Source organism: Dactylosporangium sp. NPDC050588 (assembly GCF_040654975.1).
In the GTDB taxonomy this organism is placed as follows: domain Bacteria; phylum Actinomycetota; class Actinomycetes; order Mycobacteriales; family Micromonosporaceae; genus Dactylosporangium; species Dactylosporangium maewongense.
On the sequence record NZ_JBFAJA010000057.1, the window covers coordinates 70,784 to 94,153 of the forward strand.

Below are 23,370 nucleotides of genomic sequence, written 5' to 3' on the forward strand. Positions count from 1 at the left end.
CACACGGCTGGATCGCGAGGAGAATGACGGCAAGGATTCCGGAGGAGTGGTGATGCGGCGGTTCGAGGGCAAGGTCGCGCTCGTCACGGCGGCGGCACAGGGCATCGGGCGGGCCGTCGTCCGGCGGATCGCCGCCGAGGGCGGTGCGGTGGTCGTCACCGACCTGCAGGAGGACGCGGTCGCAGCACTGGCCGAGGAGATCGGCGCGGAGCACGCGCTCGGCGTCAGGGTCGACGTCACCTCACGCGCCGACGTCGACGCCGCGGTCGCCGCGACGGTCGAGCGGTTCGGCCGGCTCGACCTGGTGGTGAACAACGCGGGCGGCTGCATCGTCACCTCGATGCCCGAGGACACCTCGGCCGAGGACTGGCACCGCCAGCTCGACCTCACCCTCGTCGGCGCCTCCCGTTGCATCCAGGCGGCCATCCCGCACCTGGTGAAGACCCGCGGCAACGTCGTCACGATCAGCTCGGTCAACGCCATCGCGGCCTTCGGCAACTTGGAGTACGCCGCTGCCAAGGCCGGCCAGATCGCGATGTCGCAGAACTACGCCGCCCGGTACGGCCCGCTCGGCGTGCGCTTCAACGTCGTCGCCCCCGGCACCATCCGGACACCGAACTGGGACGACCAGCCGGGCGCACTGGAGCAGCTCGCGCCGATGTACCCGCTCGGCCGCGTCGGCGAACCGGAGGACGTCGCCGCGGCGGTCGCGTTCCTCGGCTCCGACGACGCCGCCTGGATCACCGGCCACACCCTTCCCGTCGAGGGCGGCGTGCTGACCGGCCCCAACCCGATCAACCTGAGCCCACCCGACACCCTCCACCAAGGTGTCACGCGTGCTGTGTCACGTTGATGACCGTGCCGTTCGGGTCCCGGACGAAGAAGCGCCGCAGACCCCACTCCTCGTCCGTGAGGGGATAGACGATCTCGGCTCCGGCCTCGACAGCGCGGCTGAACACCGCGTCGACGTCGTCGACCTCGATGGAGATGTCGGGGTGCACGCCGGCCTTGACGTCCAAGCTCATGACGCTGAGCTGCACCTCACGACGGTCCGTCCCGAAGAACAGGATCCAGTCGAGACCTGCCTGCTCCTGCAGCCCGACCACCGTCGTGTAGAAGGCCCGACTCTCATCGAAGCGATCGGATCGGATGTTGGGCTTGATCCGCCTGACAGCCATGACCCGAGTCTATGGCGTGACGAATGAGCAGGCACCGGCGTGTCAGCGCCCAGGAAGGCTTGGCCCGGGTCCGGAATCGTCGCCGGTTGGGCCCTTCCAGCGGTACAGGTGTTCGGGGCGACCGGTGGCGCCGTAGCGGAGGCTCATCAATGCCAGCCCGTCCTGCTCGAGAGCGGCCAGGTAGCGTTGCGTGGTGGCTCGCGCGATGCCGAGTTCGGCTGCGATCTCCGCGGCGGTTCGCGCCGTGTGGGGCAGCACCTGGAGGCGTTCCGCGACGAGCCGGGCGGTGACGCTTGAGTGTCCCTTCGGTGTGACCGCCCGGTCGCCGGAGTGCAGGTGGCGTCGGCAGCGGTCAATGTCTTCCTGGTTGAACGTGCCGCCGGACGACATGGCGAGCGCCGTGCGGTAGCGGCTGTACGCGGTGAGGCGGTCGACCAGTTGTTCGGCCGTGAACGGCTTGAGGAGATAGTTCAATGCGCCGTGTGCGAACGCTTTGCGGACGGCGGCCGCATCGGACATCGCCGTCAGCATGATGGTGTCGACGTCGGTCTCGGCCAGCACCGTGAGGCCCGAGTCGTCGGGCAGGTAGGTGTCGAGCAGCATCAGGTCAGGTTGCTCATGGGCGAGCATCCGGCGGGCGTCGGCCGCCGTCAGGGCCGTGCCGACGACCTGGAATCCGGGCACCCGGTCGGTGTAGCTCACGTGGACCTTCGCGACCCGGAAGTCGTCCTCCACCACCAGGACTCGGATCATCAGTCGACCTCCGCTGTTCGGTCAGCGGGTGTGCGACAGGACCACATCTCCGGCTGAACCAGCCACGCCTCGCCGCTGAGTTCGTGAACCGCGCGTCGGCTGCAGCGGGCCCAGATTAGGTTTGCACGTCGCGTCGTGTCAATCGCGGCACCCGTCATGCAGGCACGACGGGCGACGCAGGGACCGGACCCCGGACCGCCTGCCACCCGTGCACCGCCGCGAGCAAAACGCGCGAAACCTCCAGAACGTCAATTGCCTTCGCAACAACGGCAAGGCTGGAAGCCAGCTGGCCGGCTCCCTAACCTCCTCGCAACACCCGGTGAAACACCCCTGAAATCGCCGGGCAACACAAGGAGGAGACGTGACCCAACCCGTGATCGAGTTGAGGGAGGCCACCAAGCGCTTCCGCGGCTCGACCGGAATCATGACAGCGGTTCAGAACCTCACCATGACCATTCGTCCCGGCGAATTCGTGGCGGTGGTCGGCCCGACCGGTTGCGGCAAATCCACCACGCTGTCATTGGTTTCGGGCCTCGAACCGGCGTCTTCCGGCGAGGTTCTGGTGGGCGGCAAGCCGGTGCAAGGAATCCCGGCGGGCATCGGCTACATGTTCCAGCAGGACGCGATCATGCCGTGGAAGAACGTGCTGGACAACGTCGCCGCCGGACCGCGTTTCCGTGGCGTGCGCAAGGCTGACGCGCGTGCCGTCGCGACGACCTGGGTCGAGCGGGTCGGCCTCGCCGGATTCGAGTCCTACTACCCCCATCAGCTTTCCGGTGGCATGCGCAAGCGGGTAGCGCTCGCGCAGACGCTCGTCAACGAACCGAAGATCATTCTGATGGACGAGCCGTTCAGCGCGCTGGACGTACAGACGCGCAGCCTGATGCAGGACGAGCTGCTGCGACTGTGGGCCGGCACCGGCGCGGCCGTGATCTTCGTGACGCACGACCTCGAGGAGGCGATCGCACTCGCCGACCGGGTCGTCGTGCTGACCGCCGTCCCGGCGACCATCAAGGCCGACTTCGTGATCGATCTTCCTCGACCCCGTGACGTCGAGGAGATCCGTCTCACCACGGCGTTCCTCGACATCTACCGCGAGATCTGGGACTGCCTGCGCGAAGAGGTCGCCCGAGCGAGAAGGGGAGCGACGCTCAATGCTGCCTGACACCGACGTACCGCGGCACCCGACGCGGGCGCCGTCCGCAGACGCCGAACGCGCGGCGGTCGCGGCCGCGCGCAGATCACGGCACCGCCATCTCGCACTGGTCTGGGGCGTCCGGATCCTGCTGGTCACGGTCGGCCTGTCGGCGTGGGAGCTCGCCGCGCGCTACTGGGTCGACTTCGACGGGCGGACCCACTTCAGCAAGCCGCTGGACTGGAAGGACCACGCCCAACGCTGGGGCATCGACCAGTTCTTCTACTCCCAGCCCTCGCAGATCTGGCAACGCCTGCACGACTGGTTCACCGTCGGGCCGAGCAGCGGCCCGATCTGGGAGCACATCGGCGTCACCCTCTGGGAGGCGACGTCGGGCTTCGTCATCGGTTCGATCGCCGGCGTCGTGCTCGGCATCCTGCTCGGCCGGGCCCGCTTCGCCGCGGAGGTGCTCGCCCCGTTCATCAAGGCCGCCAACGCCATTCCGCGGATCGTGCTCGCGTCGCTGTTCGTCATCTGGTTCGGCCTCGGCCTGTCCTCCAAGATCGCCACCGCCGTGGTCCTCGTCTTCTTCGCGGTCTTCTTCAACGCGTTTCAAGGCGCCCGCGAGGTGGACCGCAACCTGGTCAACAACGCCCGCATCCTGGGGGCGAGCCGGACGAAGGTGCTCACCTCCATCGTCATCCCGAGCGCCACATCCTGGATCCTGGCCTCGCTGCACGTCGCCTTCGGCTTCGCGCTGATCGGCGCGGTCGTCGGTGAGGTCATCGGCGCCAAGCGCGGCCTCGGCCTGCTCATCGCCCACTCCCAGGGCACCTTCGACGCGGCCGGGATCTACGCCGGAATGATCATCATCACGGTCGTCGCCCTCGGCGCGGAGTGGCTGCTCACCGCGCTCGAGAAACGCCTGCTCCGCTGGCGCCCGCCTTCGGCGAGCGAAGCCAGCCATGTCTAGCGACCATCCACAAAGGAGTGACTGGAACATGCGGAAGTTCTTGACAACCATCCTCGCCGTCGGCCTGTCGGCCGGGCTGGCGGCCTGCAGCACGGCCGAAAAGCCGACCGCCCCGAAGACCGAAGGTCCGCTGGCGAAGGTCCGGATCGGCGTCGGCGGCATCAACAAGGTCATCTACCTGCCCGCGATGCTCACCGAACGGTTGGGCTACTTCGCCGCCGAGGGCCTGGAGGTCGAGCTCTCCGACGAGCAGAACGGCGTCAACCAGGAGAACGAGATGCTGGCCGGACACCTTGACGGGGTGGTCGGGTTCATGGACCACGCCTACACCCTGCAGCTCAAGGGCAAGTGCGTCCGCAGCGTCGTACAGTTCGCCAACACGCCGCTGGAGAAGGTCATGCTGTCGTCGAAGGACGCGGCGACGGTGAAGACGATGGCGGACCTGAAGGGCAAGAAGGTCGGGTTCACCAGCAAAGGCTCCTCCACCAACGCCCTGATCAACTCGCTGATGGCGAAGGCGGGTGTCAAGGAGGGCGACTTCGTCGGCGTCGCGGCCGGCGCCGGCTCCACGTTCGTCGCCGCGATCGAGAACGGCGGCATCAACGCGGGCATGACGACGCCACCCACGTCGACCACCCTGCTGAGCAAGGGCACCGCGACGACCCTGGTCGACCTGTCCACTGTGGACAGCACGAGGAAGGCGCTCGGCGGGCTCTACCCGGCCAGCTCCCTCTACATGCCGTGCGACTGGGTGGCGGCCCACCCGCGGGAGTCCCAGAAGCTGGCCAACGCCTTCGTCAAGACCCTGCGGTTCATCGCGGGCAACTCGGCGGAGGACATCGCCGCCAAGATGCCGGCCGACTACGCGGGAGGCAACCCGCAGCTGTACGCGGCGTCGATCAAGGAGACCAAGGACGGGTTCACCACCGACGGCGTCATCGACCCCGACGGCGCCCGCAACGTCATCGACGTCCTCGCCGCCGGCATCCCCGAGGTCGCCAGCGGCAAGGCGTCCATCGACGTGGCGAAGGGGTACACGACCGAGTTCGTGACCAAGGTCCCGAAGGCGTGACCGGTCGTTCAGCGACCTGATCCGGAGCGACAGCTCCACGGTCGGCGGGTCCCGCGCCACTGCGGACCCGCCGACCTGTCACGATGAGTCCTGGTCGGCTCCCGTGTCGGCGGCCAGCACGGCCGGCAGGCGTGCGGCGAACACGGCGCCCTCGCCGTCGCCGCCGGGCTGGGCCAACCACACCGCGCCACCGAGCGCGTGCACCGACTGCTGGACGATGGCCAGCCCGAGCCCCCGACTGTCGCCGGCCCGCGTCGACACGCCCTGCTCGAACATGCGGTCCACCATCGACGACGCGATGCCGTCACCGGAGTCGGCGACGCTCACGTGCAGGGTGTCCTGTTCGCCCGCGAGCACGATCTCCACCCAGGCCGGGCGCGTCGCACCCAGGCGTGCGGCGTCGATCGCGTTGTCGAGCAGATTGCCCAGAATGGTGATCACCTCGACCGGGGCCGTCACCCGCCGGGCCACCCAGCTGCCCTCGCTGATGTCCAGGGCCACGCCCTTCTCCGCGGCGAGGGCCCGCTTCGCCGCCAGGAACGCCCGCAGGTACGGGTCCAGGATCGCCTGGTCGTCCGCGTCCGTCATGACCACCGACGAGGCCGACACCATGTGGAGATACTCCACCGCCTCCACGTGGTGCCCGGTCTCGAGCAGACCGGCGATCAGGTGCAGCCGGTTGGAGAACTCGTGCCGCTGCGCCCGCAGGCCCTCCGTCAGTGTCCGGACGGCGTCGAGCTCGCTGACCAGCTTCTCGAAGTCGGTGCGATCACGCAACGTGAGCACCCGGCCGAGACTTCGCCCTTCGCGCCAGACCTGCCTGCGGGTGGCGACCAGCACCCGATCGCCGGCGACGGTGACGAGGTTGTCCGCATCGCCGTCGTCGGACAGTGCCGATCGGACACCGACGGGTAGGTCGATGTCGGCCAGCGTGGCACCCACCGGCGAGTGGATGCCCAGCAGCCGTTCGGCCTCCCCGTTGTAGACGGAGATGCGGCCGGCGGCGTCCACCGCGAGCATCCCCTCTCCGATGCCGTGCAGCACGGCCTCCCGTTCCTGCAGGAGCTCGGCGAGCTCATGGGGCTCCAGGCCGAGCGTCAGCCGCCGCAGCCGCCGCGTCAACAGCGCCGCCCCCGCCACGCCGAGTGCCAGCGCCGCCAGGGTGTACAGGCCTGCCACCGCCACGATCCCCCGCCAGCGGGTCTGGATGTCGTCCAGGTCGATGCCGACGCTGACGATGCCGATCACCTGACCGGTCTGATCGCGCAGTGGCACCTTGGCCCTGGCGGAGTCGCCGAGCGTGCCCCGCTGGACGGTCACCACGTCGCGCCCGGCCAGCGCCTCAGACGGATCGGTGCTCACCCGGTGCCCGACCTCGCCCGGGATCGGGTGCGACAGGCGGATGCCGTCCTTGTCGGTGACGACGACAAAGAGCACGTCGGTGCTGAGGCGCACCGACTCTGCCCGCGCCTGGACCACGCCGTCCGGATCGTGCCGGCCGGTGCGAGGGTCGACCCGGCTCGCGGCCTCCACGATGTCCGGGTCCGTGGCGACGGAATGCGCGACAGCGCGGGCTCGCTCGCCGTACTGCGCGGTCAGCTCACCGTCCAGCAGCCAGCCGAAGACGAACAGCCCGACACTCACCACAAGCGTGATCACGACGACCTGCAACAGCAGCGTCTGGCGCGCGAAACTCAACCGCGGGCGAAGCATGCCACGACGGTACGGCGCTACCCGATCGCCTGACAGGGCAGATCGGCGCCACCGCCCTCGTACTCAGGCCCACCTGGCGAATCGCTATCAGGACCCGGTCCGGGCACCACCTCTCTTCAGCGAACTTTTCAGGACGGCAGGCCTACGTTTCCACGGCATTTACGTGCTCACCAGGCCGCTCGGGGCGTCGCTCGGCGATCTGCTCACCCAGGACAAGGACCTCGGCGGGCTGGCCCTCGGCGCGAGCGTCACCAGTCTGCTGTTCCTGGCGGCCATCCTCGTGCTCGTCGTCCGCGAGCAGATCCTGGTCGGCCGCCACGGAGTCGCCGAGAAGAACGCCGGACCGAGCGGCGGCCGCGGCCAGGACCACGCCTGGGCCGGTGTCTGCGCCCTGGCGGTCGTCGTGGCCGGGTTCGGGCTCAGCCTGGTGCAGGGATCGTCGCCGGGCACGGACCCGCAGGCCGATGCCGCCCAGACCACGGCCACCGGGGCGAGCGCGTCCGCCACGGTGGCCCAACTGGTACACCCGACGACCAAGCTCGGCAACCTCAGCAAGTTCGCGGCAATCGTCTCCGACGTCCAGGACAAGGTCACCTCGAACGACCTCGCGGGCGCGAAGACCCGCGTCAAGGACCTCGAGGTGGCTTGGGACAACGCCGAGGCCGGGATCAAGCCCCGAGACGCCACCAGGTGGCACGAGGTCGACGACCGGATCGACGCCGTGCTCACCGCCCTGCGCTCGGCGCATCCCACCCAGGCCGCCTGCGCACCGGCGGTGGCCGACTTGATGAAGACGCTGAACACCTTCGACGGGGTCTGACGGGGCAGCCGTCTGCCGACTGCGGGTCCGCACCGGACTGGTGCGGACCCGCTCGTGCACGACCGGCCGGTCACGCTCGAGGCTCCCGGGACGCTGGAACCCTGGACCTGCTGCGTTCGGCCAGGGTCTCTGGCCCCGATCTCGCCCGGAGAACCGCCACGGTGCCCGGCGGACCGCACCAGGGCCGCGATCGATCCTGGCGCCCCGCGGCATCCGGGGTCCGGGCCCGGGCGGCAAGCGGTCAGTCGCCGCGGATCATGGTCAGATCCGGGCGCCGGGTGGCGAGCACCAGGGCGGTCACCGCCAGCGCGGCGGCGCCCAGGATCGTCAGTGCGACCGCCACGAGATAGCCCACCGGCAGCGCCAGCCGGTCCGGTGGCGGGTCGAAGACCCCGCTGAGGATGGCGACGAGCACCCGGGCCATCCCGGTCCCGCCCGCCGCACCGAGTGCCAGCGCCGGGAGGGTGACGACGCAGGCCTCCGCCGCCACGAACCCGGCGATGCGCCGCGGTCGGGCACGGAGCACACCGAGAATGGTGAAGGTGCGGCGGCGCTCGGCCAGGTCGACGAAGAGCACCAGCCCGGCCGCGGCCACGGCGAGGGCCAGCGCGAAGCCGAGCTCGATGCGGGTCAGCCCGGTGAGGTCGACGCCCGTGAGGCTGGAGCCGACGGTGGCGCGGGCGGCTGTGATGTCGGTGATGACCGGCCCGGTGCCGAGCCGCTCGCGCAGCGCCGTGGCCACCGCGGCCGGGTCGGTGCCGTTGGTGTCGACGAGGTGGGTGCTCGGGCCGGTGCCGCCCTGGGCGGCGACGTAGTCGGCGTTGGCGACCAGGAAGCTGTCCGTCGGGGCCGTCGGGAACTCGTTGACGACGCCGAGGAAATGGAAGACGACAGGGGTCTGGGTGCCGGTGCCCGAGTCCGTGACGCGCAGGGTGAGGCGGTCGCCGGGCTGGAGCTGGAAGTCGACGAGGCGTCGGCGCGGTAGGTCGTCAGGAGCACCTGGCCCGCGGTCCGCTGCACCGTCGAGGACTGACCGGCGACCGCCTCGGGCGCGGCCGGGCGGGTGCCGAGGGTGACGGTGATGGTGTTGAGCTTGTCGGTGAACGTGACGGTGCCGCCGGACTCGGCCCGCGCCCAGCCCTCCGGCACCTTGAGCGCGTACTCGCCGCCCGCCGGCCGGTACTCGACGAACGCCTGGTTGTCGGGGATGTCGCCGGCTCCCCCGGCGTCCGGCGCGGCGCCCGAGCCGCAGCCGGCGAGCCCCAGGATCGCCACCGCCATCAGGGCCGTGAGCGGGCCGTTGATTCGCATGCCGGGACCGTAGGCTCCGCAGCCTGAAGACCGGCTGAATGAGGACGGTTCGGCGTTCCTCCAGCTCCGCTTCAGGCGGCACGACCCCGTCCGTCCGCGAGGTCGTGCCGCCGGTGTACAGCCGTTGCGGCCGTAGGAACGCGCCCCCGCTCAGGCGGGCGGGGTGTAGGCCGGGAGGTTGGCCGCCACCAGGTGCTGCTCGAAGCTGAAGACGTTCGGGTCGCGGGCGTCGATGGTGGCGCTCACCCAGTGGTTCTGGGCCTCGCCGAAGGTGGTGACCCTGGTGAAGTTCTCCACCACGTTCGGTCCCGCCAGACCGGCCGCGTTCGTCGTCGCATAGTCGGTGAGGGGCTTGTCCGTCTCGAAGCTGTGGCTGTCGCCGTTGACCAGGACCACCCGGCCGTTGAAGGTCGTGGTCTGCAGGAACAGTTCCCTCTTGGTGTCCGCGTAGTGGGTCAGCACCGCGGTCGGGTCCCACATGTCGGCCTGCGTGATGATCATGATGCCCTTGCTGCGGGCGGCCTTGGCGGCCGCGAAACCGGCGCGCAGCCACTCGAGGTTCGCGGCGTTGCGGGCCGCGTACTCGGCCTGCCCCTGCTCGGCCGGGCCGTTCTTGCCGCCGTCGGCGAAGTTGTTGTCACTGCCGGGGATGTTGACGGTGATGAACGTGACCGGGCCGCGCGTCCAACGGGCGTTCTCCGGGTAGGCAGCGCTCTGCTGGATCACGCTCATCGGGCGCCGGCCCTGGCTGAGGTTCGTGGCGAAGAAGATCGAGCGCAGGTACGCGAGCCGGTCGCTGGAGTCCGACACCAGGCCGCCGACGGTGCTCGGGCGGTCGCAGTCGGTCCACTCGTTGTCGCCGGGGGTGTAGACCACCGGCGCCTGGAACTGCCCGAAGAGACCCTTCGCGGACTTGTACACGTCCGGGTGGGCCGCGTCGGCGACCGCCTTGTCCGGAGTCGGGTTGGCCGGGTTGGTCGGGTGCGGGTCGGCGTAGCAGGGCTCGCTGCCGTTCTTGATGTCGCCGTCGAAGACCGAGAAGGCGAGGTGGCTCGCGTTCATGTCGGCGACGACGTTGCCGATGTGGGACCGGCCGTAGTCGCCGTACGGCATGTCGCCGAACAGGCCCACGTCGAACGTGTCGCCGCGGCCGCGGTCGTCGTGGCCGCCGCCGGCGATCGCCGGCGATGGGTCGCCGCCCGTCAGGACCACGCCCAGGATCAGGGCTGCGCCGGCCGCGGTCAGGCCGAGGGACAGGTTGGTACGCATCGCGACTCCTCCGGGAACGATCTGCCCACGGAGTGTGGTCCGCCTCGGTTACGCCCCGGCGGCACCCGACCAATGCTCCTACAACTTGTAGGTGAACGGCGGGCGGTCCCTGTGGTTACGAGACCAGGCCGCGGCGGAACGCCTCGGCGACCGCGCCGGCACGGTCGCGTACCCCGAGCTTGTCGTAGATGTGCAGCAGGTGGGTCTTGATGCTCGCCTCGCTGATGAGCAGGCCGGCGGCCGCCTCGCGGTTGCTGGCGCCGTCGGCGATGAGCTTGAGCACCTGCAGCTCGCGCTGGCTCAGCGTGCCAGACACCGGGCGGCGGACCCGGCCCATCAGCCGCCCGGCCACCGCCGGCGCCAGCACCGACTCGCCCCGCGCGGCGGAGCGCACCGCGCGCAGCAGGTCCTCCACGGGGGCGTCCTTCAACAGGTACCCGGTGGCGCCGGCCTCGATGGCGGGCAGCACGTCGTGGTCGGTGTCGAACGTGGTCAGCACCAGCACCCGGACCTCCGGTGCCCGCTGCCGCAGCCGCCGGATCGCCTCGGCGCCGTCCAGCACCGGCATGCGCAGGTCCATGAGCACGACGTCCGGCCGCAGCTCGACGGCCCGCTCGACCGCCGCGGCGCCGTCGCCGGCGACGCCGACGACCTCGAACTCGGCGGTGCCGGCGAACGCGCCCCGCAGCCCGTCGCGCACGATCGGATGGTCGTCGACGATGAGCAGGCGGATGGGCGCGGTCACGTCGGTCTCGTTTCCGGGGTCAGGGCCGGCACGGTGACGTTGAGGGTGGTGCCGTCGCCGGGTTCGCTTTCGATGGTGAGGGTGCCCTGCACGCGCTCCGCCCGCTGGCGCACACCGTGCAGGCCGAAGCCGCTGCCGTCCGCGCCGCCGCCGGGTGGCACCGCCGCCGGGTCGAAGCCGGCGCCGTCGTCGCGCACGTCGAGCATCACCACGTCGTCAAGATAGGACAGCGTGACGGCCACCCGGGCGGCGCCGGCGTGCTTGGCCACGTTGGCCAGCGCCTCCTGCGCGGCGCGGAACAGCGTGACCTCGATCTCGGTGTGCAGCGTGCGCGCCTCTCCGGTGGTCTCCAGCTGCACCGGCACGCCCGAGGTCCGCGACCATCGCGCGGCGAGGTCGGCGACGGCGTCGGGCAGCCGGACGTCCTCCAGCTCCTGCGGGCCGAGCGCGGCGACCGAGCGGCGGGCCGCGGCCAGGCTCTCCCGGGCCAGCGTGTGGACCTGGTCGACGTGGTGGCGCCACAGCCGCGGGTCGTCGCGGACCCGCTCGGCGGCCTGCAGCTGCGTGATGATGCCGGTCAGCCCCTGGGCGAGGGTGTCGTGGATCTCGTGGGCCATCCGCTGCCGCTCGTGGTGGATGCCGGCCTCCCGGGCCTGCTCGAGCAGCTGCGCGTGCAGGCCCGCGTTCTCGGCGAGCGCGGTCCGCAGCTGCGCGACCGCCCGGTGACGCTGCTCGGTCTCGTCGCTGAAGCGGTACCCGAGATAGCCGAACCAGCCGATGAGGAACGTCTGCAGGGCCACGATCAGCACCACCATCGTGGCCCACTCCGGGGTGTCGGGCACGCCGCCCGGCAGCACGTTGACCAGGCAGGAGGTCAGGAAGATGCTGACGAACGCCCACCGCGGCGGCAGCACCTCGTAGGCCTGCACGAAGCCGATGGTGCCGAAGACGAAGAAGGCCGGCTGCCAGGACATCAGTACCGCCGCCAGGGCCAGCTGCCCGCCGACGTACAGCAGCATCGGGCCGGTCCGCTGCGTCCACGACGGCGGGCGCAGGGTGTACATACCCAGCGCCCAGGCGGCGGTCACCGCGACCAGGGCCACGGTGACCAGCCGATCGCCTGCGCTCTGGCCCGGGCTCAGCAGGACCAGCACCGCCGACACGCCGAGCAGGATGTACGGCAGGGGCACCAGGAGCCGCCGCAGGCGCAGCCGCGACTCCGACGTCTCGGGCAGCTCGGCCAGCACACTCGTCATGCCCCTACCCCACCGTAGATTCACTCCCAGCGGAAGCATCGGATCGCGAGCAGCGCGGCGAGCACCGCGTAGGCGGCCAGCACCGCGATGGCCTGGCCGGACGGCCAGCCGCCGTCCGTGGTGTCGCGCAGCCCCTGCACCGCCGCGCCGAGCGGGGTGAAGTCGCTGACGCGCACCAGCTTGTCCGGCATCACCTCGCGCGGCACCCACAGGCCGGCGAAGAACATCAGCGGGAAGAACAGCGCGGTGCCGATGCCGCTCGCCGCACGGCTGGAGGGCGTCACCGCGCCGACGAGCAGGCCCAGCCCGAACATCGCCGCCGCGGTGAGCAGGAACACCAACCCGAGCCCGAGGACCTGTCCCGGCGGGCGCACGTCGAAGGCGAGGCCGGCCACCACGTACAGCACCAGCAGCGTGGCGACGGCGAGCAGCGCCTGCACCGCGACCTGGGCGGCGAGCACCCGCCCCGGGCCGACCGGCGTCGTGGCCAGCCGGCGCAGCACGCCCTTCTCCCGGTACTGCCCGAGGAACAGCGGCGTCACGAACAGCGCCATGGCGGCCAGGCCCATGATCGCGATGATCGGCACGTACAGGTCGATGACGCGCAGCCCGTCCAGCGCCGGATCCGCTCGGCGGAACGGCGGAACGCTGCCCAATGCCACGAGGAGCACCACGGGGAACGCGGTGCACCAGATGTAGGCACTCGGTTCGCGCAGGAACAACCGCAGCTCTGCCGTGGTCATTCGGTACAGTGCTGACACCTCAGGCTCCCTGCTCGTCCGGTTGCGTCTCGGCCCGGCGCCCGGTCAGCGCCAGGAATGCGTCGTCCAGGCCGGACTGCTCCACCCGCAGGTCGGCGGCGATGATCTGGTTGCGGGCCAGCACGGCGGTCACGGCGTGCACCAGGTTGCCGGTGCCGGTCACGATCACCTGCGGGCCCTGCCGGGTCACGCCGGTGACCTCGGGCAGCTCGGTGAGCAGCCGGTCGTCCAGCGGGCTCGCCGGGCGGAACCGCATCCGCTGCGGCGCGTCGACCTTGGCGACGAGCCCGGCCGGGGAGTCGAGCGCGACGACCCGGCCGGCGTCGATGAGCGCCACCCGGTCGCAGAGCCGCTCGGCCTCGTCCATGAGGTGGGTGACGAGCACGACGGTCACGCCGCGCGAGCGGACCTGCTCGACCACGTCCCAGGCGTCGCGGCGGGCCTGCGGGTCCAGGCCCGTGGTCAGCTCGTCGAGCACCGCCACCCGCGGGTTGCCGACGAGCGCGAGCGCGATCGACACCCGCTGCTTCTGCCCGCCGGACAGCTTGCCGAAGCGGGTGCGTCGCTGCTCGGACAGGCCCAGGTCGGACAGCAGCGCCTCCCAGTCGGCCGGGTCGCGGTAGAAGCTCGAGTACAGCCGTAGCGCCTCGGCGACGGTGATCCGGTCGGGCAGGTGACTCTCCTGCAACTGCATGCCCAGCTGGTGCCGCAGCTCGCCCCCGTGGCGGCGCGGATCCGGCCCCAGCACGCTGATCGTGCCGCCGTCGGGCCGACGCAGCCCGGCGATGCACTCGACCGTGGTGGTCTTGCCCGCGCCGTTCGGGCCGAGGATCCCGAAGATCTCGCCCTCCCGCACGGCGAACGAAACGCCGTCGACCACGTCGCGCTCACCGTACCGCTTCCGCAGGTCGGTGACTGTGATGATGTCCACGCCCTTCAGCCTGCGCCACGGCGCGCCGCGGCGGATCGACCGCGCGACACCTCAGTCGGTGGGCTTCCGTATCAACCGATCGGTGGATGCGCTCAATCGTCCGGTGACGTGCTTCCACACCGCTTCCATGGCCTTTGCACCGGGCTTGCACCGCGGCTCGGCAGGGTGTTCCGCAGAGGTAGCACGGTGCTCCTCGGGTATGTCAGGAGGCTCGGATGAGGGGAATCGTCGAGGGCATGGGCGGCCGGTTGCTGGCCATGTTCGTGCCCAAGATCAGTGCGTCGGCGGGCTGTGGCAGCTGGCCGTCGTGCTGGCAGTGCATCAGCCGGTGCGGGCGGGCGCTGCCCTGCGACGCCTGCACCGTCGGGGAGATCGACAAGCCCGGTGAATGGATTCTGTGCAAGGGCTGCTGATCAGCTGAGGCCGCGGGGCGGCTGACCGCTGCCGCCGTGCGGCTTCCCGCCGCCGGCCGAGGTCGCGACGCCGGTGCTCCGACGTGGAATCCACGGTCGGAGCCGGGTGGTCGGGCCTCGGCCGGGGGCGGCCGGGCGCCGACGAGTCGAAGCGAAGGGAGACACAGATGCACTATCTGGCCATCACCGTGCGCTGCGCGATCGGGCTGGTGTTCCTGGCGTCCACGGTCGGCAAGCTGCGGGGACGGGGCGCGTTCCCCGCGTTCGTCGCCTCCCTGCGCGGCGTCGGCCTGCTGCCGCGACGCCTGGTCCGTCCGGCCGCGATCGTCCTGGTGGTGGCGGAGGGCGTGCTGTGTGCGGCGCTGGCGGTGCCCACGGGGCTCGTTCCCGGCCTCGCGCTGGCCGGTGCGGCCCTGCTGCTGGGCGTCTTCACGGTGGGGGTGGCGGTCGCGGTACGACGGGGGACCGCGAGCACCTGCCGCTGCTTCGGCGCCTCCACCGAGCGACTCGGCCGCCGGCACGTCGTCCGCAACATACTGCTCACCGGTCTGGCGACAGGGGGAGCCGCCGCGGCGTTCGCGGCGGCTGCGTCACCACCCGGCTCTCTCCGGCCGGCGGGGCTGCTGCTCGCCGGCTTCGCCGGCCTGCTGCTGGGCTTCCTGGCCACCAGATTCGACGACCTGGCGGCCGCGTTCCGCGGGGTCGAGCCTACTCTTAGGAGCAACACATGACCGTTCTTGTCGCGGCCGTTCTGGTCGTGGGCCTGCTCAGCATGGTGAACTTCCTGCTCACGTTCGGTGTGCTCAAGCGTCTGCGGGAGCACACGGCGCTGCTGTCCAACAATGCGGGGCCCTCCGCCGAGCTGGGCATCGCCGACCCGGTGGGCGACTTCGCCGCGGTCGACACCGACGGCGTGCCGGTACGCCGCGAGCTGCTGCGTGGGGAGACCTTCGTGGCCTTCGTCTCCACGTCCTGCGACTCCTGCCGGGAGAAGCTGCCCGAACTCGTCGAGCACGCCCGGCGGGTGCCCGGCGGCCGGGCGCAGGTGCTCGCCGTCGTCGCCGACGGCGCCGGCGACGCCGACGGGTTCGCCGAGCGGCTCGCCGCGGTGGCGCGGGTCGTGGTCGAGCCGAAGGGCGGTCCCCTCAGCAACGCGTTCCGGGCCTTCACCTACCCCACCATGATGTGGGTCGGCCCGGACGACGCCGGCCGGGTGGTCCGGATCAAGCAGACGGCGCCGGCCCCGGCATGACCGGGTGGCGGACACGGCGGGGCGGCGTCGGGGCGCCGCCACCGGCGCGGTCGGCACGGCGGATCCGCACGGCCTGCCTGCTCGTCGGCCGCGCCGCCCCGCTGACCCTGCTGGGGTACGTGGTGCTCACGCTCGGCGCCGGTGCGCTGCCCGTACTGATGGCGTGGCTGACCAAGGGAATCCTGGACGGACTCGCCGGCGACGCGGCGCCGAAGACCCTGACCCAGATCGGGCTGGCGCTCGCCGTCGCCGGCCTGGTGGCGGGATCGGCGCCGCAGCTCACCCAGTTCCTGCGGGCGGAGCTGGACCGGTCGGTCGGCCTGCTCGCGCAGGAGCGGCTGTTCACGGCGGTGGACCGATTCGTCGGCCTCGACCGGTTCGAGGACCCACAGTTTCTGGACCGGCTCCGGCTCGCCCAGCAGACCGGTGGCAGCACCCCGAGCCAGGTCGTGGACGGTGTGCTGGGCACCGCCCGCACGGCGGTCACCGTCACCGGCTTCCTCGGCTCGCTCTACCTGTTCAGCCCGATGCTGGCCGTGCTGGTGCTGGCGTCGGCGGTGCCGATGCTCGCGACCGAGATGCTGCTCGCCCGCTACCGGGCCGGGATGCAGTGGCGGATCGGGCCGGCGGAGCGCCGCGAGTTCTTCTACAGCCAGCTGCTCTCCACCGCCGCGGCGGCGAAGGAGGTGCGGCTGTTCGGCACCGGCGGCCACCTGCGGGCCCGGATGCTTGCCGACCGCCGGACGGTCAACCGGGCCAAGCACCGCAACGACCGCCGCGAGCTGCTGGCGCAGGTCAGCCTGGCGCTCGTGGCCGCGGCCGTCGCCGGCATCGGCCTGCTGTGGGCGGTCCGCGCCGCGGCCGCCGGCCGGATCACGGTCGGTGACGTCACCGTCTTCGTCGCAGCGGTCGCCGGTGTACAGCACGCGCTGGCCTCGCTGGCCGCGGAGATCGCCCGCGCGCACCACGCGTTGCTGATGTTCGACCACTATGTGGCGGTGACGACGGGCCCGCCCGACCTGCCCGTCGCCCCGGTCGCCCGGCCGGTCGGTCCGCTGCGGCGGGGTATCGAGCTGCGGGACGTGTGGTTCCGGTACTCCGCCGGGACGCCGTGGGTCCTGCGTGGGGTGAACCTGTGGATCCCGGCCGGCGCCACCCTCGCGGTCGTCGGGCTCAACGGTGCCGGCAAGTCGACGCTGGTCAAGCTGCTGTGCCGGTTCCACGACCCCAGCCGTGGCCAGGTGCTCTGGGACGGGGTGGACATCCGCGAGGTCGACCCGGCCCGGCTGCGGCAACGCATCGGCGCCGTCTTCCAGGACTACATGCACTACGACCTGACCGCGGCGGAGAACATCGCGCTGGGTGATCTCACAGCCCTGCCGGACCGGGAGCGGATCACCGCCGCCGCCCGTGCCGCCGGCGTCCACGATGTGCTGACCGCGCTGCCGCACGGGTACGACACCCTGCTGTCCCGGATCTTCTACCAGGAGGCGGACAAGCAGGACCCGACGACCGGCGTGGTCCTCTCGGGTGGCCAGTGGCAACGGTTGGCGCTCGCCCGTGCCTTCCTGCGGGACCGGCCGGACCTGCTGATCCTCGACGAGCCCTCGGCCGGCCTGGACGCCGCGGCCGAGCACGAGATCCATCACCGCCTGCTGCGATACCGCGCGGGCCGCACCAGCGTGCTGATCTCGCACCGGCTGGGCGCCCTCCGCGACGCCGACCTGATCGTCGTCATCGCCGACGGCGGCGTGACGGAGCGAGGCACGCACGATTCCCTGATGGCGGCCGGCGGCACCTACCGCAGGCTGTTCGACCTTCAGGCGTCCGGATACGGCGAACCCGCCGCGGCCGCGCTGACGACGGAGGCGAGATGATCGTGTGGATGCTGATCTGCGGGGCGTCGGCGGCACTGGCCGGCGCGGTCCTGCTCAGACGGCGCCTGGCCCGCCGTCTCGTCGCGGTGACCGTGCACGGCGCCAGCATGGAGCCGACGTATCGCGACGGCGACCGGGTGCTGGTCCGGCGGGGCGGCGTGCCGGCCGTGGGACAGGTGGTGGTCGTGGAGTACCCATCCCTCGACGGCACCTGGCACTTGCCGCTGCTGCCCGACGGCGCCCCGGCGGACGAGGTGGGCCGGCGCCGGTGGCTGATCAAGAGGGTGGCGGCGGTGGCCGGCGATCCGGTGCCCCGCGACCGGGTGCCGGCACTGGCCGGGGAGCGGGTGCCGCCGGGCATGGTCGTGCTCCTGGGCGACAACCCGGGCTCGAGCTTCGACTCCCGCCGGATGGGCTACTTCTCCGGCGCGCGGGTGCTGGGCGCGGTGCTCAACGCCCGTCGCTCGCCCTCGACCTGACCGGCGGCCGCCAGCCTGGTCCGGGCGCCGCACAGCTCCAGCTTGGCCCGCACCGCCTCGGCGCCGTCGGTGCGCAGCTCGGACATGATCGCGTACGCCCGTCCCCAACTGGCCGCGGCGGCCGTCAGGTCACCCAGGGCGTGGTGGCAGTCACCGAGATGCGCCAGGGCCTCGGCTTCCTTGAAGCGGTGCCCGACGTTCAGGCCCAGCGCCTGCTCGTAGCACTCGACGGCGATGATGTACTCGCCCAGGTGCTGGTAGGCGTAGCCGAGGGTGTCCCAGGTGTTCACGGCCCCGGCGTCGTCGCCCAGTTCGGCGTGCAGGGACAGCGCCTGCCGGCAGTATCCGATGGCCTGCCGGTAGTCGCCGACCTGCGCGAGATCCCAACCGACCGCGTTCAGGGCCCGGGCCTGCCCGCCGCGGTCGCCGCCCCGGGTGAACAGGTCGAGCGCGACCTGGTCGTGGTGTGTCGCCGCCCGCCGGTCCCCCTGCAGCTCACACAGCCAGCCGAGGCTCAGGTGGATGTACGCCTGGCCGTTCGGATCCGCGATGTCGGCGAGGTCGGTCAGCGCCCGGTGCAGCTGGAACCGCGCCTGTTCCGGCCGCCCGAGCCCGGCGAGCGCGTGGGAGAGCTCCCTGCGGCACTGGGCCTGCGCCGGCCGGTCATCGAGGCGGGTCGCCGCGGACAGGGCCAGGGACTGGGTGGTCAGCACGTCGTGCCAGTAGCTGCCCCGGCCGAGGTACGTCGCCGTCGCCCAGGCCAGCTGCCAGGCGTGCCGGTCGAGACCGGCCTGGGCGGCGCAACCGACCATGGCGATCAGCGTCTGGTGCTCCACGGTGAACCAGGCGAGGGGGTCGACCTCCGCGATGTCCTCGGGCGTCACGCCCTCCTCCGGCGCGGCCACCGCCACCGGTTGCCGGTGCGGCATCAGCGCCCTGTCCCCCGCGACGGCGGAATGCAGGTAGTGGTCCAGCATCCTGCGCCGTGCGGCATCCCGCTCGGGGTCGGCCTCGCTCAGTTCACCCGCGTAGGCCCGGAGCAGATCGTGCATGACGTACCGGCCCGGCACCCGTTCCCCGGTCAGGTGGGCACCGGTCAGCTCGGCGAGCAGGGCGTTGGCCGCGCGCCGGCCCACCCCTGCCACACCGGCCGCCGAGGCGGCGGTGAACTCCGGGCCGGGATGCAGGCCGAGCAGCCGGAACAGCCGGGCCGCCGCCGGGGTCAGCGCCCGGTAGGACCAGGAGAACACGGCGCGGACGTCCACCGACGAGTCGCTGTCGGCGAGCCGGTCCAGCACCCCGGCCCCGGCCAGGTCATCGGCGAGAGCCTGGAGGGTGAACTGGGGGTTGGCGGCGGCCCGGGCGGCCGCGATGGACAGGGCCAGCGGGAGTCCCGCACAGAGCCGGGCGATCTCGGCGACGGCCTCGGGTTCCTTCCCGGCGCGGTCGGCGCCGATCCGGTCGGCGACCAGCTGGCCGGCCTCCTCCTCGTCCAGCAGGCCCAGGGTCAGCGGGTGGGCGCCGTCGACGGCGATCAGGGACGACATCCGGTTCCGGCTGGTCACCACCGTCGCGCACGTGGTCGAGGCGGGAAGCAGCGGCCGGACCTGGTCGGCGTCGTGTGCGTTGTCCAGGACGATCAGGATCCGGCGGTCCCGCAGCTGGGCCTGGTATCTGGCCATCTGCGCGTTGAGGTTGGCCGGGATCTGCTCCGGTGCCACGCCGAGCGCCTCGAGGAAGACGCGCAGCACCTCGGTCGGCGCCAGCGCCGCGGCACTGGCGTCGAAGCCGCGGAGGTTGGCGTAGAGCTGCCCGTCGGGGAACCGTGGGGCCAGCCGGTGGGCCAGCCGCAGGCTCGCACTGGTCTTGCCGACCCCGGCCGGGCCGAGGACCAGCAGCACCGCCGACCGCGGCTCGTCCCGGCCGACCAGCCGGTCCTCCGCGGTGGACAGTTCCTGCGCCCGGCCGACGAAACGCGGCAGGTCCGGCGGCAGCATCCGGGGCACCGAGGACCCGCCGGACGGCCCGCCGGACGGTTGCCGCACCTCCCGTCGCAGGATGTCGCGCTGCAGGCGGTGCAGCTCCGGCGCGTCGATGCCCCGGCCACCCAGCAGCGCCAGACCGTGCCGGCACACCTCCGCGGCCTCGTCGGTCCGGCCGTCGCGGTACAGGGTGAGGGCGAGCATGCAGCGCAGACCCTCGTCGTGCGGGTCGACGGCCACCGCGCCGATCAGGTCGCCGATCGCCTCGGCGTGCCGCCCCGACTCGTTGACCGCCTCCGCGTAGGCGAGCAGTGCCGCACGGTGCACCGCCCTCAGGCGGGCGATCTCGACCAACGCGAAGGGTCTGTCGGCGAGGTCGGCGTACGGCTCGCCGTGCCAGTCGTCGAGCGCGGTGCGCAGGATCGCGACGGCCCGGTCGGTCTGCTCGGCGTCGCCGAGCGCCAGCAGCCGGCGGCTCTCCCGGACCGACTCCTCGAACCGGACGGCGTCGACGCACGCCGGCTCCAGGTCCAGCCGGTACCCCGCCGCGGTCCCGCTGCCGACCGTGGCGATGAGCCCCTTGCCGCGCTGCCCCCGCTCACCGGGTTCGAGGGCGCGCTCTCCGGGTTCGAGGGCGCGCCGCAGGTGGGCGACGTGGCTGCGCAGGGTGGCCCGCGCGGCGTCGGACACGTCGTCGCCGGCCAGCAGCGTCGCCAGCCGCCGGCTCGGCACCGGCTTGCCCAGCTCCAGCAGCAGGATGCCGAGCAGCGTGGTGAGCTGTGGCCCCAGCGGGACCGGGACACCGTCCCGGCGCAGCTGCACGGGGCCCAGGACGGAGACGTCGATCCGTCCACCCGCGACCTGCTCGCTCACCGGCACGTGCCCGGGTCACCGGCCGGGACCGCCACGCCTTTGGCCACCCCGGTACGCAGCAGATCCACCTCAGCCATAGTCGCTGGTTGATTCAGGTGATTTGCATTGTATAGGCGCTGTTCGACCGCCGGCACCAAGCCGCCGACCGGCTCCCGGTTGAACGAGGCGGCTCCAGATCATGCCGGCGGAGGCGTTGCTTCATCCGGTCCAGCTCATGGTCGAGGGACACCTCGCTGGCGGTTCGCGACGCCGACAACGTGGCGTTGATCGATGACGGGCTAACTGTTGACAAACTTAACTGATTGACGTTCCCTGATGGGAAGGTCGACGCCGGTGGGCGGACCGGTCGTCAACGGATGACTCACGTCTGCCGAAGGAGCAACATGACCCTCCGAAGAAGACTGGCGGTCCTGGCGGCCGCCCTCCTCACCGCCCCGCTGTTCACCGTGATCCTCTCGGCCACGCCGGCCAGCGCTCACGGCTGGGTCACCAGCCCACCGAGCCGCCAGGACCAGTGCGCCACCGGTGTCGTCGCGAACTGCGGCTCCATCCAGTACGAGCCGCAGAGCGTCGAGGCGCCCAAGGGCTCCCGCAACTGCAGCGGCGGGAGCAGCTACACGGTGCTCGACCAGGACAACAAGGGCTGGCGCGTCACGAACATCAGCAGCTCGCAGACGTTCACCTGGCGCAACACCGCGATGCACCGCACGCTCAACTGGCAGTACTACGTCGACGGCAACCTGCACCAGACGTTCACCAACGGCAACGCGCAGCCGCCGCAGATCGTCAACCACAACGTCACCGGGCTGCCCAGCGGACGGCACAAGATCCTCGCCGTCTGGAACATCTACGACACGGCGATGGCGTTCTACGCCTGCGTCGACGTCAACGTGGGTAGCGGTGGTGGCGGCGGTGGCACCACCCCGCCCCCGCCGCCGACCGGTAACTGCGGCGCGGCGTGGAGCGCCTCGGCCGTCTACACCGGCGGCATGACCGTCTCGCACAAGAGCCGCAAGTACACCGCGCGCTGGTGGACCCAGGGCGAGGAGCCGGGCACCACCGGGGAGTGGGGCGTCTGGCAGGACAACGGCGCCTGCTGATCCGGCAGACGTACTGATCAACGAACAGGCCGTCCGGCCCGGGGCATCCCGGGCCGGACGGTTCCGAGCACCCGATCGAGCGGAGCCCGCGCCGATGAACCTGCGCAGCCAGAACGTCGTGGCCGCTGTCGCGGTGGCCGCGGTTGTCGCCGGTCTCGGCCTGGCGGCGTGTTCCGGCCCGTCGCCCGGTCCCGGACCTGCGCCTGCCGCGGCGCCGGCCTCCGCCGGCAGCGACCACCAGCACGCCGCCGGCGGACCGGTGGGGTCCGGCGCACCGGGCGGGACGGTCGTCGTGCACGCCGCCGACGAGCTGCGTGCCACGCTGACCCAGCTCGTGCCGAAGTTCGAGGAGGCCTTCCCGGGCGTCCGGGTCGCGGTGGAGTACAGCCGCGGCGCCGAGCACGCCGGGCACATCCTCGCCGGCGCGCCGGTCGACGTGTTCGTGTCCGCGGACGCGGTCGCCACCACCCAGGTCACGGCCGGGCACGCCCGCGGTGAGCCCGCTGTCGTCGCCCGCGACCCGATCGTCATCGCCGTCGCGCCGAGCGCCGGGATCGCCGGTCTCGCCGACCTTCCCGGTCGGCGGGTGGCGTTGTGTGCCGAGACCACCCCGTGCGGCCGGGTGAGCCGCGCCGCGCTCACCGCCGCCGCCGTCGACGTGCGCCCCGTCTCCGTCGAGCCGGACCCGGCCGCCGCGCTGACCCGGGTCCGCACGGGTGCCGCCGACGCCGCGCTCGTCTACCGCACCGACGTCGTCGCCTCCGGCAACGACCTGCGCGCCCTCGACTTCTCCCAGGCGCTGCTCATCGCCGACCAGTACACCGCCATCAAGGTCTCGACCGGCCCCAACACGGTCGGCGCCGACGCGTTCGTGGCGTTCCTCGGCTCCGCCCTGGCGCGGCACATCTTCGCCGACGCCGGCCTGTCACCCACCTGACCTACGGATGAGCAAGCAGGAAAGTAACCGCCTCTTACATTTAACAGTGTTAACTGATAGTTTCCTCGCCATCGATGGATCGATGGCGAGGAGTCCAATGAGCTCTCAACGTCGTAAGTTCGCACTGGCAGCGGGCATGGCCGCCACCGTCATGACGGCAATCGTGCTCGTCCCCACGCTCCAGGCACAGGCCGGCAGCGCCGCCGTCCAGGCCGCCTGCACCGCGCCGGTCTGGGCTGAGGGCAACACCTACACAGTCGGCACCCAGGTCACGTACCAGGGCCACACGTACCGGGCGCTGCAGACCCACACCGCCTACCCCGGGACCGGCTGGACCCCGTCCACCACGCCGTCGCTGTGGACAGACCTCGGCACGTGCACCGGAGGCGGCGGCCCGACCACTCCCCCGCCGACCACGCCGGCCGGCACGCCGTCCGCACCGGGCAACTTCCGGGTGACCGCGACCACGAACACCAGCTTCACCCTCGCCTGGAACGCCTCGACCGGCACCGTCACCGGCTACCGCGTCTACGAAGGCAG

At 71.7% G+C, this 23,370-nt stretch carries 24 protein-coding genes; 14 read left to right on the forward strand and 10 right to left on the reverse strand.

What is annotated here, in order from left to right:
• Positions 1-52 precede the first annotated feature (52 nt).
• A complete protein-coding gene (locus tag AB0I21_RS34655; protein WP_360567517.1) occupies positions 53-853 on the forward strand; it encodes an SDR family NAD(P)-dependent oxidoreductase in 801 nt (266 codons plus the stop codon).
• On the opposite strand, the gene AB0I21_RS34660 is transcribed toward AB0I21_RS34655, so the two are convergent.
• Positions 831-1,178, reverse strand: a complete 348-nt coding sequence (locus AB0I21_RS34660; protein ID WP_360567519.1) for a VOC family protein — start codon at positions 1,176-1,178, stop codon at positions 831-833. The genes AB0I21_RS34655 and AB0I21_RS34660 overlap by 23 nt on opposite strands.
• A 42-nt stretch (positions 1,179-1,220) precedes the next feature.
• Positions 1,221-1,931, reverse strand: a complete 711-nt coding sequence (locus tag AB0I21_RS34665) for a response regulator (protein WP_360567520.1) — start codon at positions 1,929-1,931, stop codon at positions 1,221-1,223.
• Positions 1,932-2,292: 361 nt separating this feature from the next.
• On the opposite strand from AB0I21_RS34665, the gene AB0I21_RS34670 reads away from it, so the two are divergent.
• Genes AB0I21_RS34670 through AB0I21_RS34680 form a run of 3 tightly spaced genes read left to right on the forward strand, consistent with a single transcriptional unit; the run spans position 2,293 to position 5,111 of the window.
• Positions 2,293-3,096, forward strand: a complete 804-nt coding sequence (locus tag AB0I21_RS34670) for an ABC transporter ATP-binding protein (protein ID WP_344513105.1) — start codon at positions 2,293-2,295, stop codon at positions 3,094-3,096.
• Complete coding sequence (locus AB0I21_RS34675; protein ID WP_360567521.1) at positions 3,086-4,039, forward strand: ABC transporter permease; 954 nt, start codon at positions 3,086-3,088, stop codon at positions 4,037-4,039. Before AB0I21_RS34670 ends, AB0I21_RS34675 begins: the two co-directional genes overlap by 11 nt.
• A gap of 28 nt (positions 4,040-4,067) precedes the next feature.
• Positions 4,068-5,111, forward strand: coding sequence for an ABC transporter substrate-binding protein (locus tag AB0I21_RS34680; RefSeq protein WP_360567523.1), 1,044 nt, complete (start codon positions 4,068-4,070; stop codon positions 5,109-5,111).
• A 78-nt stretch (positions 5,112-5,189) separates the two neighbouring features.
• On the opposite strand, the gene AB0I21_RS34685 is transcribed toward AB0I21_RS34680, so the two are convergent.
• Complete coding sequence (locus AB0I21_RS34685) at positions 5,190-6,824, reverse strand: sensor histidine kinase (RefSeq protein WP_360567525.1); 1,635 nt, start codon at positions 6,822-6,824, stop codon at positions 5,190-5,192.
• A 163-nt stretch (positions 6,825-6,987) separates the two neighbouring features.
• Between AB0I21_RS34685 and AB0I21_RS34690 the strand changes: the two genes are divergently transcribed.
• Positions 6,988-7,644, forward strand: coding sequence for a hypothetical protein (locus AB0I21_RS34690; protein WP_360567527.1), 657 nt, complete (start codon positions 6,988-6,990; stop codon positions 7,642-7,644).
• 241 nt (positions 7,645-7,885) lie between these two features.
• Here the strand turns inward: AB0I21_RS34690 and AB0I21_RS34695 are convergent, their stop codons facing one another.
• Positions 7,886-8,386, reverse strand: coding sequence for an FtsX-like permease family protein (locus tag AB0I21_RS34695; RefSeq protein ID WP_360567529.1), 501 nt, complete (start codon positions 8,384-8,386; stop codon positions 7,886-7,888).
• A gap of 339 nt (positions 8,387-8,725) precedes the next feature.
• Between AB0I21_RS34695 and AB0I21_RS34700 the strand changes: the two genes are divergently transcribed.
• Positions 8,726-8,968, forward strand: a complete 243-nt coding sequence (locus tag AB0I21_RS34700) for a hypothetical protein (RefSeq protein ID WP_360567531.1) — start codon at positions 8,726-8,728, stop codon at positions 8,966-8,968.
• 137 nt (positions 8,969-9,105) lie between these two features.
• Here the strand turns inward: AB0I21_RS34700 and AB0I21_RS34705 are convergent, their stop codons facing one another.
• The 5 genes from AB0I21_RS34705 to AB0I21_RS34725 all read right to left on the reverse strand — a co-directional run bounded on the left by AB0I21_RS34705 (position 9,106) and on the right by AB0I21_RS34725 (position 13,917).
• Positions 9,106-10,224 (reverse strand): hypothetical protein, encoded by a 1,119-nt coding sequence (locus AB0I21_RS34705; protein ID WP_360567532.1) that lies wholly within the window; start codon positions 10,222-10,224, stop codon positions 9,106-9,108.
• A gap of 115 nt (positions 10,225-10,339) precedes the next feature.
• Positions 10,340-10,969, reverse strand: a complete 630-nt coding sequence (locus AB0I21_RS34710; protein ID WP_360567534.1) for a response regulator transcription factor — start codon at positions 10,967-10,969, stop codon at positions 10,340-10,342.
• On the reverse strand, positions 10,966-12,225 hold the full coding sequence (locus tag AB0I21_RS34715) for a sensor histidine kinase (RefSeq protein ID WP_360567536.1): 1,260 nt from the start codon (positions 12,223-12,225) through the stop codon (positions 10,966-10,968). Before AB0I21_RS34715 ends, AB0I21_RS34710 begins: the two co-directional genes overlap by 4 nt.
• Positions 12,226-12,245: 20 nt before the next feature.
• The gene (locus AB0I21_RS34720; protein WP_360567537.1) at positions 12,246-12,968 is read right to left on the reverse strand and encodes an ABC transporter permease; all 723 of its coding nucleotides are present in this window, start codon (positions 12,966-12,968) and stop codon (positions 12,246-12,248) included.
• A gap of 19 nt (positions 12,969-12,987) precedes the next feature.
• A complete protein-coding gene (locus tag AB0I21_RS34725; RefSeq protein WP_360567539.1) occupies positions 12,988-13,917 on the reverse strand; it encodes an ABC transporter ATP-binding protein in 930 nt (309 codons plus the stop codon).
• Between the two features lie 215 nt (positions 13,918-14,132).
• Here AB0I21_RS34725 and AB0I21_RS34730 point away from each other — a divergent pair, with 215 nt between their 5' ends.
• The 5 genes from AB0I21_RS34730 to AB0I21_RS34750 all read left to right on the forward strand — a co-directional run bounded on the left by AB0I21_RS34730 (position 14,133) and on the right by AB0I21_RS34750 (position 17,938).
• Positions 14,133-14,330 carry a hypothetical protein gene (locus AB0I21_RS34730; protein WP_344513126.1) on the forward strand — a complete coding sequence of 66 codons (198 nt, stop codon included), beginning with the start codon at positions 14,133-14,135 and terminating at the stop codon, positions 14,328-14,330.
• Positions 14,331-14,497: 167 nt separating this feature from the next.
• On the forward strand, positions 14,498-15,061 hold the full coding sequence (locus tag AB0I21_RS34735) for a MauE/DoxX family redox-associated membrane protein (RefSeq protein WP_360567541.1): 564 nt from the start codon (positions 14,498-14,500) through the stop codon (positions 15,059-15,061).
• Complete coding sequence (locus tag AB0I21_RS34740) at positions 15,058-15,582, forward strand: TlpA disulfide reductase family protein (protein WP_360567542.1); 525 nt, start codon at positions 15,058-15,060, stop codon at positions 15,580-15,582. The genes AB0I21_RS34735 and AB0I21_RS34740 overlap by 4 nt, the downstream gene beginning before the upstream one ends.
• A complete protein-coding gene (locus tag AB0I21_RS34745) occupies positions 15,579-17,459 on the forward strand; it encodes an ABC transporter ATP-binding protein (RefSeq protein WP_360567544.1) in 1,881 nt (626 codons plus the stop codon). The genes AB0I21_RS34740 and AB0I21_RS34745 overlap by 4 nt, the downstream gene beginning before the upstream one ends.
• Positions 17,456-17,938 (forward strand): S26 family signal peptidase, encoded by a 483-nt coding sequence (locus tag AB0I21_RS34750; protein WP_360567545.1) that lies wholly within the window; start codon positions 17,456-17,458, stop codon positions 17,936-17,938. The genes AB0I21_RS34745 and AB0I21_RS34750 overlap by 4 nt, the downstream gene beginning before the upstream one ends.
• Here AB0I21_RS34750 and AB0I21_RS34755 read toward each other — a convergent pair.
• On the reverse strand, positions 17,875-20,793 hold the full coding sequence (locus AB0I21_RS34755; RefSeq protein WP_360567547.1) for a BTAD domain-containing putative transcriptional regulator: 2,919 nt from the start codon (positions 20,791-20,793) through the stop codon (positions 17,875-17,877). The genes AB0I21_RS34750 and AB0I21_RS34755 overlap by 64 nt on opposite strands.
• 383 nt (positions 20,794-21,176) lie before the next feature.
• Here AB0I21_RS34755 and AB0I21_RS34760 point away from each other — a divergent pair, with 383 nt between their 5' ends.
• The 3 genes from AB0I21_RS34760 to AB0I21_RS34770 all read left to right on the forward strand — a co-directional run.
• Positions 21,177-21,893: a lytic polysaccharide monooxygenase gene (locus AB0I21_RS34760; protein WP_360567549.1), complete on the forward strand. Its 717-nt coding sequence runs from the start codon at positions 21,177-21,179 to the stop codon at positions 21,891-21,893.
• 94 nt (positions 21,894-21,987) lie between these two features.
• A complete protein-coding gene (gene modA, locus AB0I21_RS34765) occupies positions 21,988-22,830 on the forward strand; it encodes a molybdate ABC transporter substrate-binding protein (protein ID WP_360567551.1) in 843 nt (280 codons plus the stop codon).
• A gap of 136 nt (positions 22,831-22,966) precedes the next feature.
• Positions 22,967-23,370, forward strand: a 404-nt coding sequence (locus tag AB0I21_RS34770) for a carbohydrate-binding protein (RefSeq protein WP_360567553.1), incomplete at its 3' end; no start/stop codon positions are given.

Excerpts from the sequence above, each read along its gene's own strand:
- AB0I21_RS34745 (WP_360567544.1), top strand. The coding sequence starts at position 15,579 with ATGACCGGGTGGCGGACACGGCGGGGCGGCGTCGGGGCGCCGCCACCG.
- AB0I21_RS34715 (WP_360567536.1), bottom strand. The coding sequence starts at position 12,225 with ATGACGAGTGTGCTGGCCGAGCTGCCCGAGACGTCGGAGTCGCGGCTG.
- AB0I21_RS34730 (WP_344513126.1), top strand. The coding sequence starts at position 14,133 with ATGAGGGGAATCGTCGAGGGCATGGGCGGCCGGTTGCTGGCCATGTTC.
- AB0I21_RS34735 (WP_360567541.1), top strand. The coding sequence starts at position 14,498 with ATGCACTATCTGGCCATCACCGTGCGCTGCGCGATCGGGCTGGTGTTC.
- AB0I21_RS34705 (WP_360567532.1), bottom strand. The coding sequence starts at position 10,224 with ATGCGTACCAACCTGTCCCTCGGCCTGACCGCGGCCGGCGCAGCCCTG.
- AB0I21_RS34680 (WP_360567523.1), top strand. The coding sequence starts at position 4,068 with ATGCGGAAGTTCTTGACAACCATCCTCGCCGTCGGCCTGTCGGCCGGG.
- AB0I21_RS34665 (WP_360567520.1), bottom strand. The coding sequence starts at position 1,931 with ATGATCCGAGTCCTGGTGGTGGAGGACGACTTCCGGGTCGCGAAGGTC.
- AB0I21_RS34685 (WP_360567525.1), bottom strand. The coding sequence starts at position 6,824 with ATGCTTCGCCCGCGGTTGAGTTTCGCGCGCCAGACGCTGCTGTTGCAG.
- AB0I21_RS34700 (WP_360567531.1), top strand. The coding sequence starts at position 8,726 with ATGGTGTTGAGCTTGTCGGTGAACGTGACGGTGCCGCCGGACTCGGCC.
- AB0I21_RS34750 (WP_360567545.1), top strand. The coding sequence starts at position 17,456 with ATGATCGTGTGGATGCTGATCTGCGGGGCGTCGGCGGCACTGGCCGGC.
- AB0I21_RS34720 (WP_360567537.1), bottom strand. The coding sequence starts at position 12,968 with ATGACCACGGCAGAGCTGCGGTTGTTCCTGCGCGAACCGAGTGCCTAC.
- AB0I21_RS34675 (WP_360567521.1), top strand. The coding sequence starts at position 3,086 with ATGCTGCCTGACACCGACGTACCGCGGCACCCGACGCGGGCGCCGTCC.
- modA (WP_360567551.1), top strand. The coding sequence starts at position 21,988 with ATGAACCTGCGCAGCCAGAACGTCGTGGCCGCTGTCGCGGTGGCCGCG.
- AB0I21_RS34655 (WP_360567517.1), top strand. The coding sequence starts at position 53 with ATGCGGCGGTTCGAGGGCAAGGTCGCGCTCGTCACGGCGGCGGCACAG.
- AB0I21_RS34740 (WP_360567542.1), top strand. The coding sequence starts at position 15,058 with ATGACCGTTCTTGTCGCGGCCGTTCTGGTCGTGGGCCTGCTCAGCATG.
- AB0I21_RS34660 (WP_360567519.1), bottom strand. The coding sequence starts at position 1,178 with ATGGCTGTCAGGCGGATCAAGCCCAACATCCGATCCGATCGCTTCGAT.
- AB0I21_RS34760 (WP_360567549.1), top strand. The coding sequence starts at position 21,177 with ATGACCCTCCGAAGAAGACTGGCGGTCCTGGCGGCCGCCCTCCTCACC.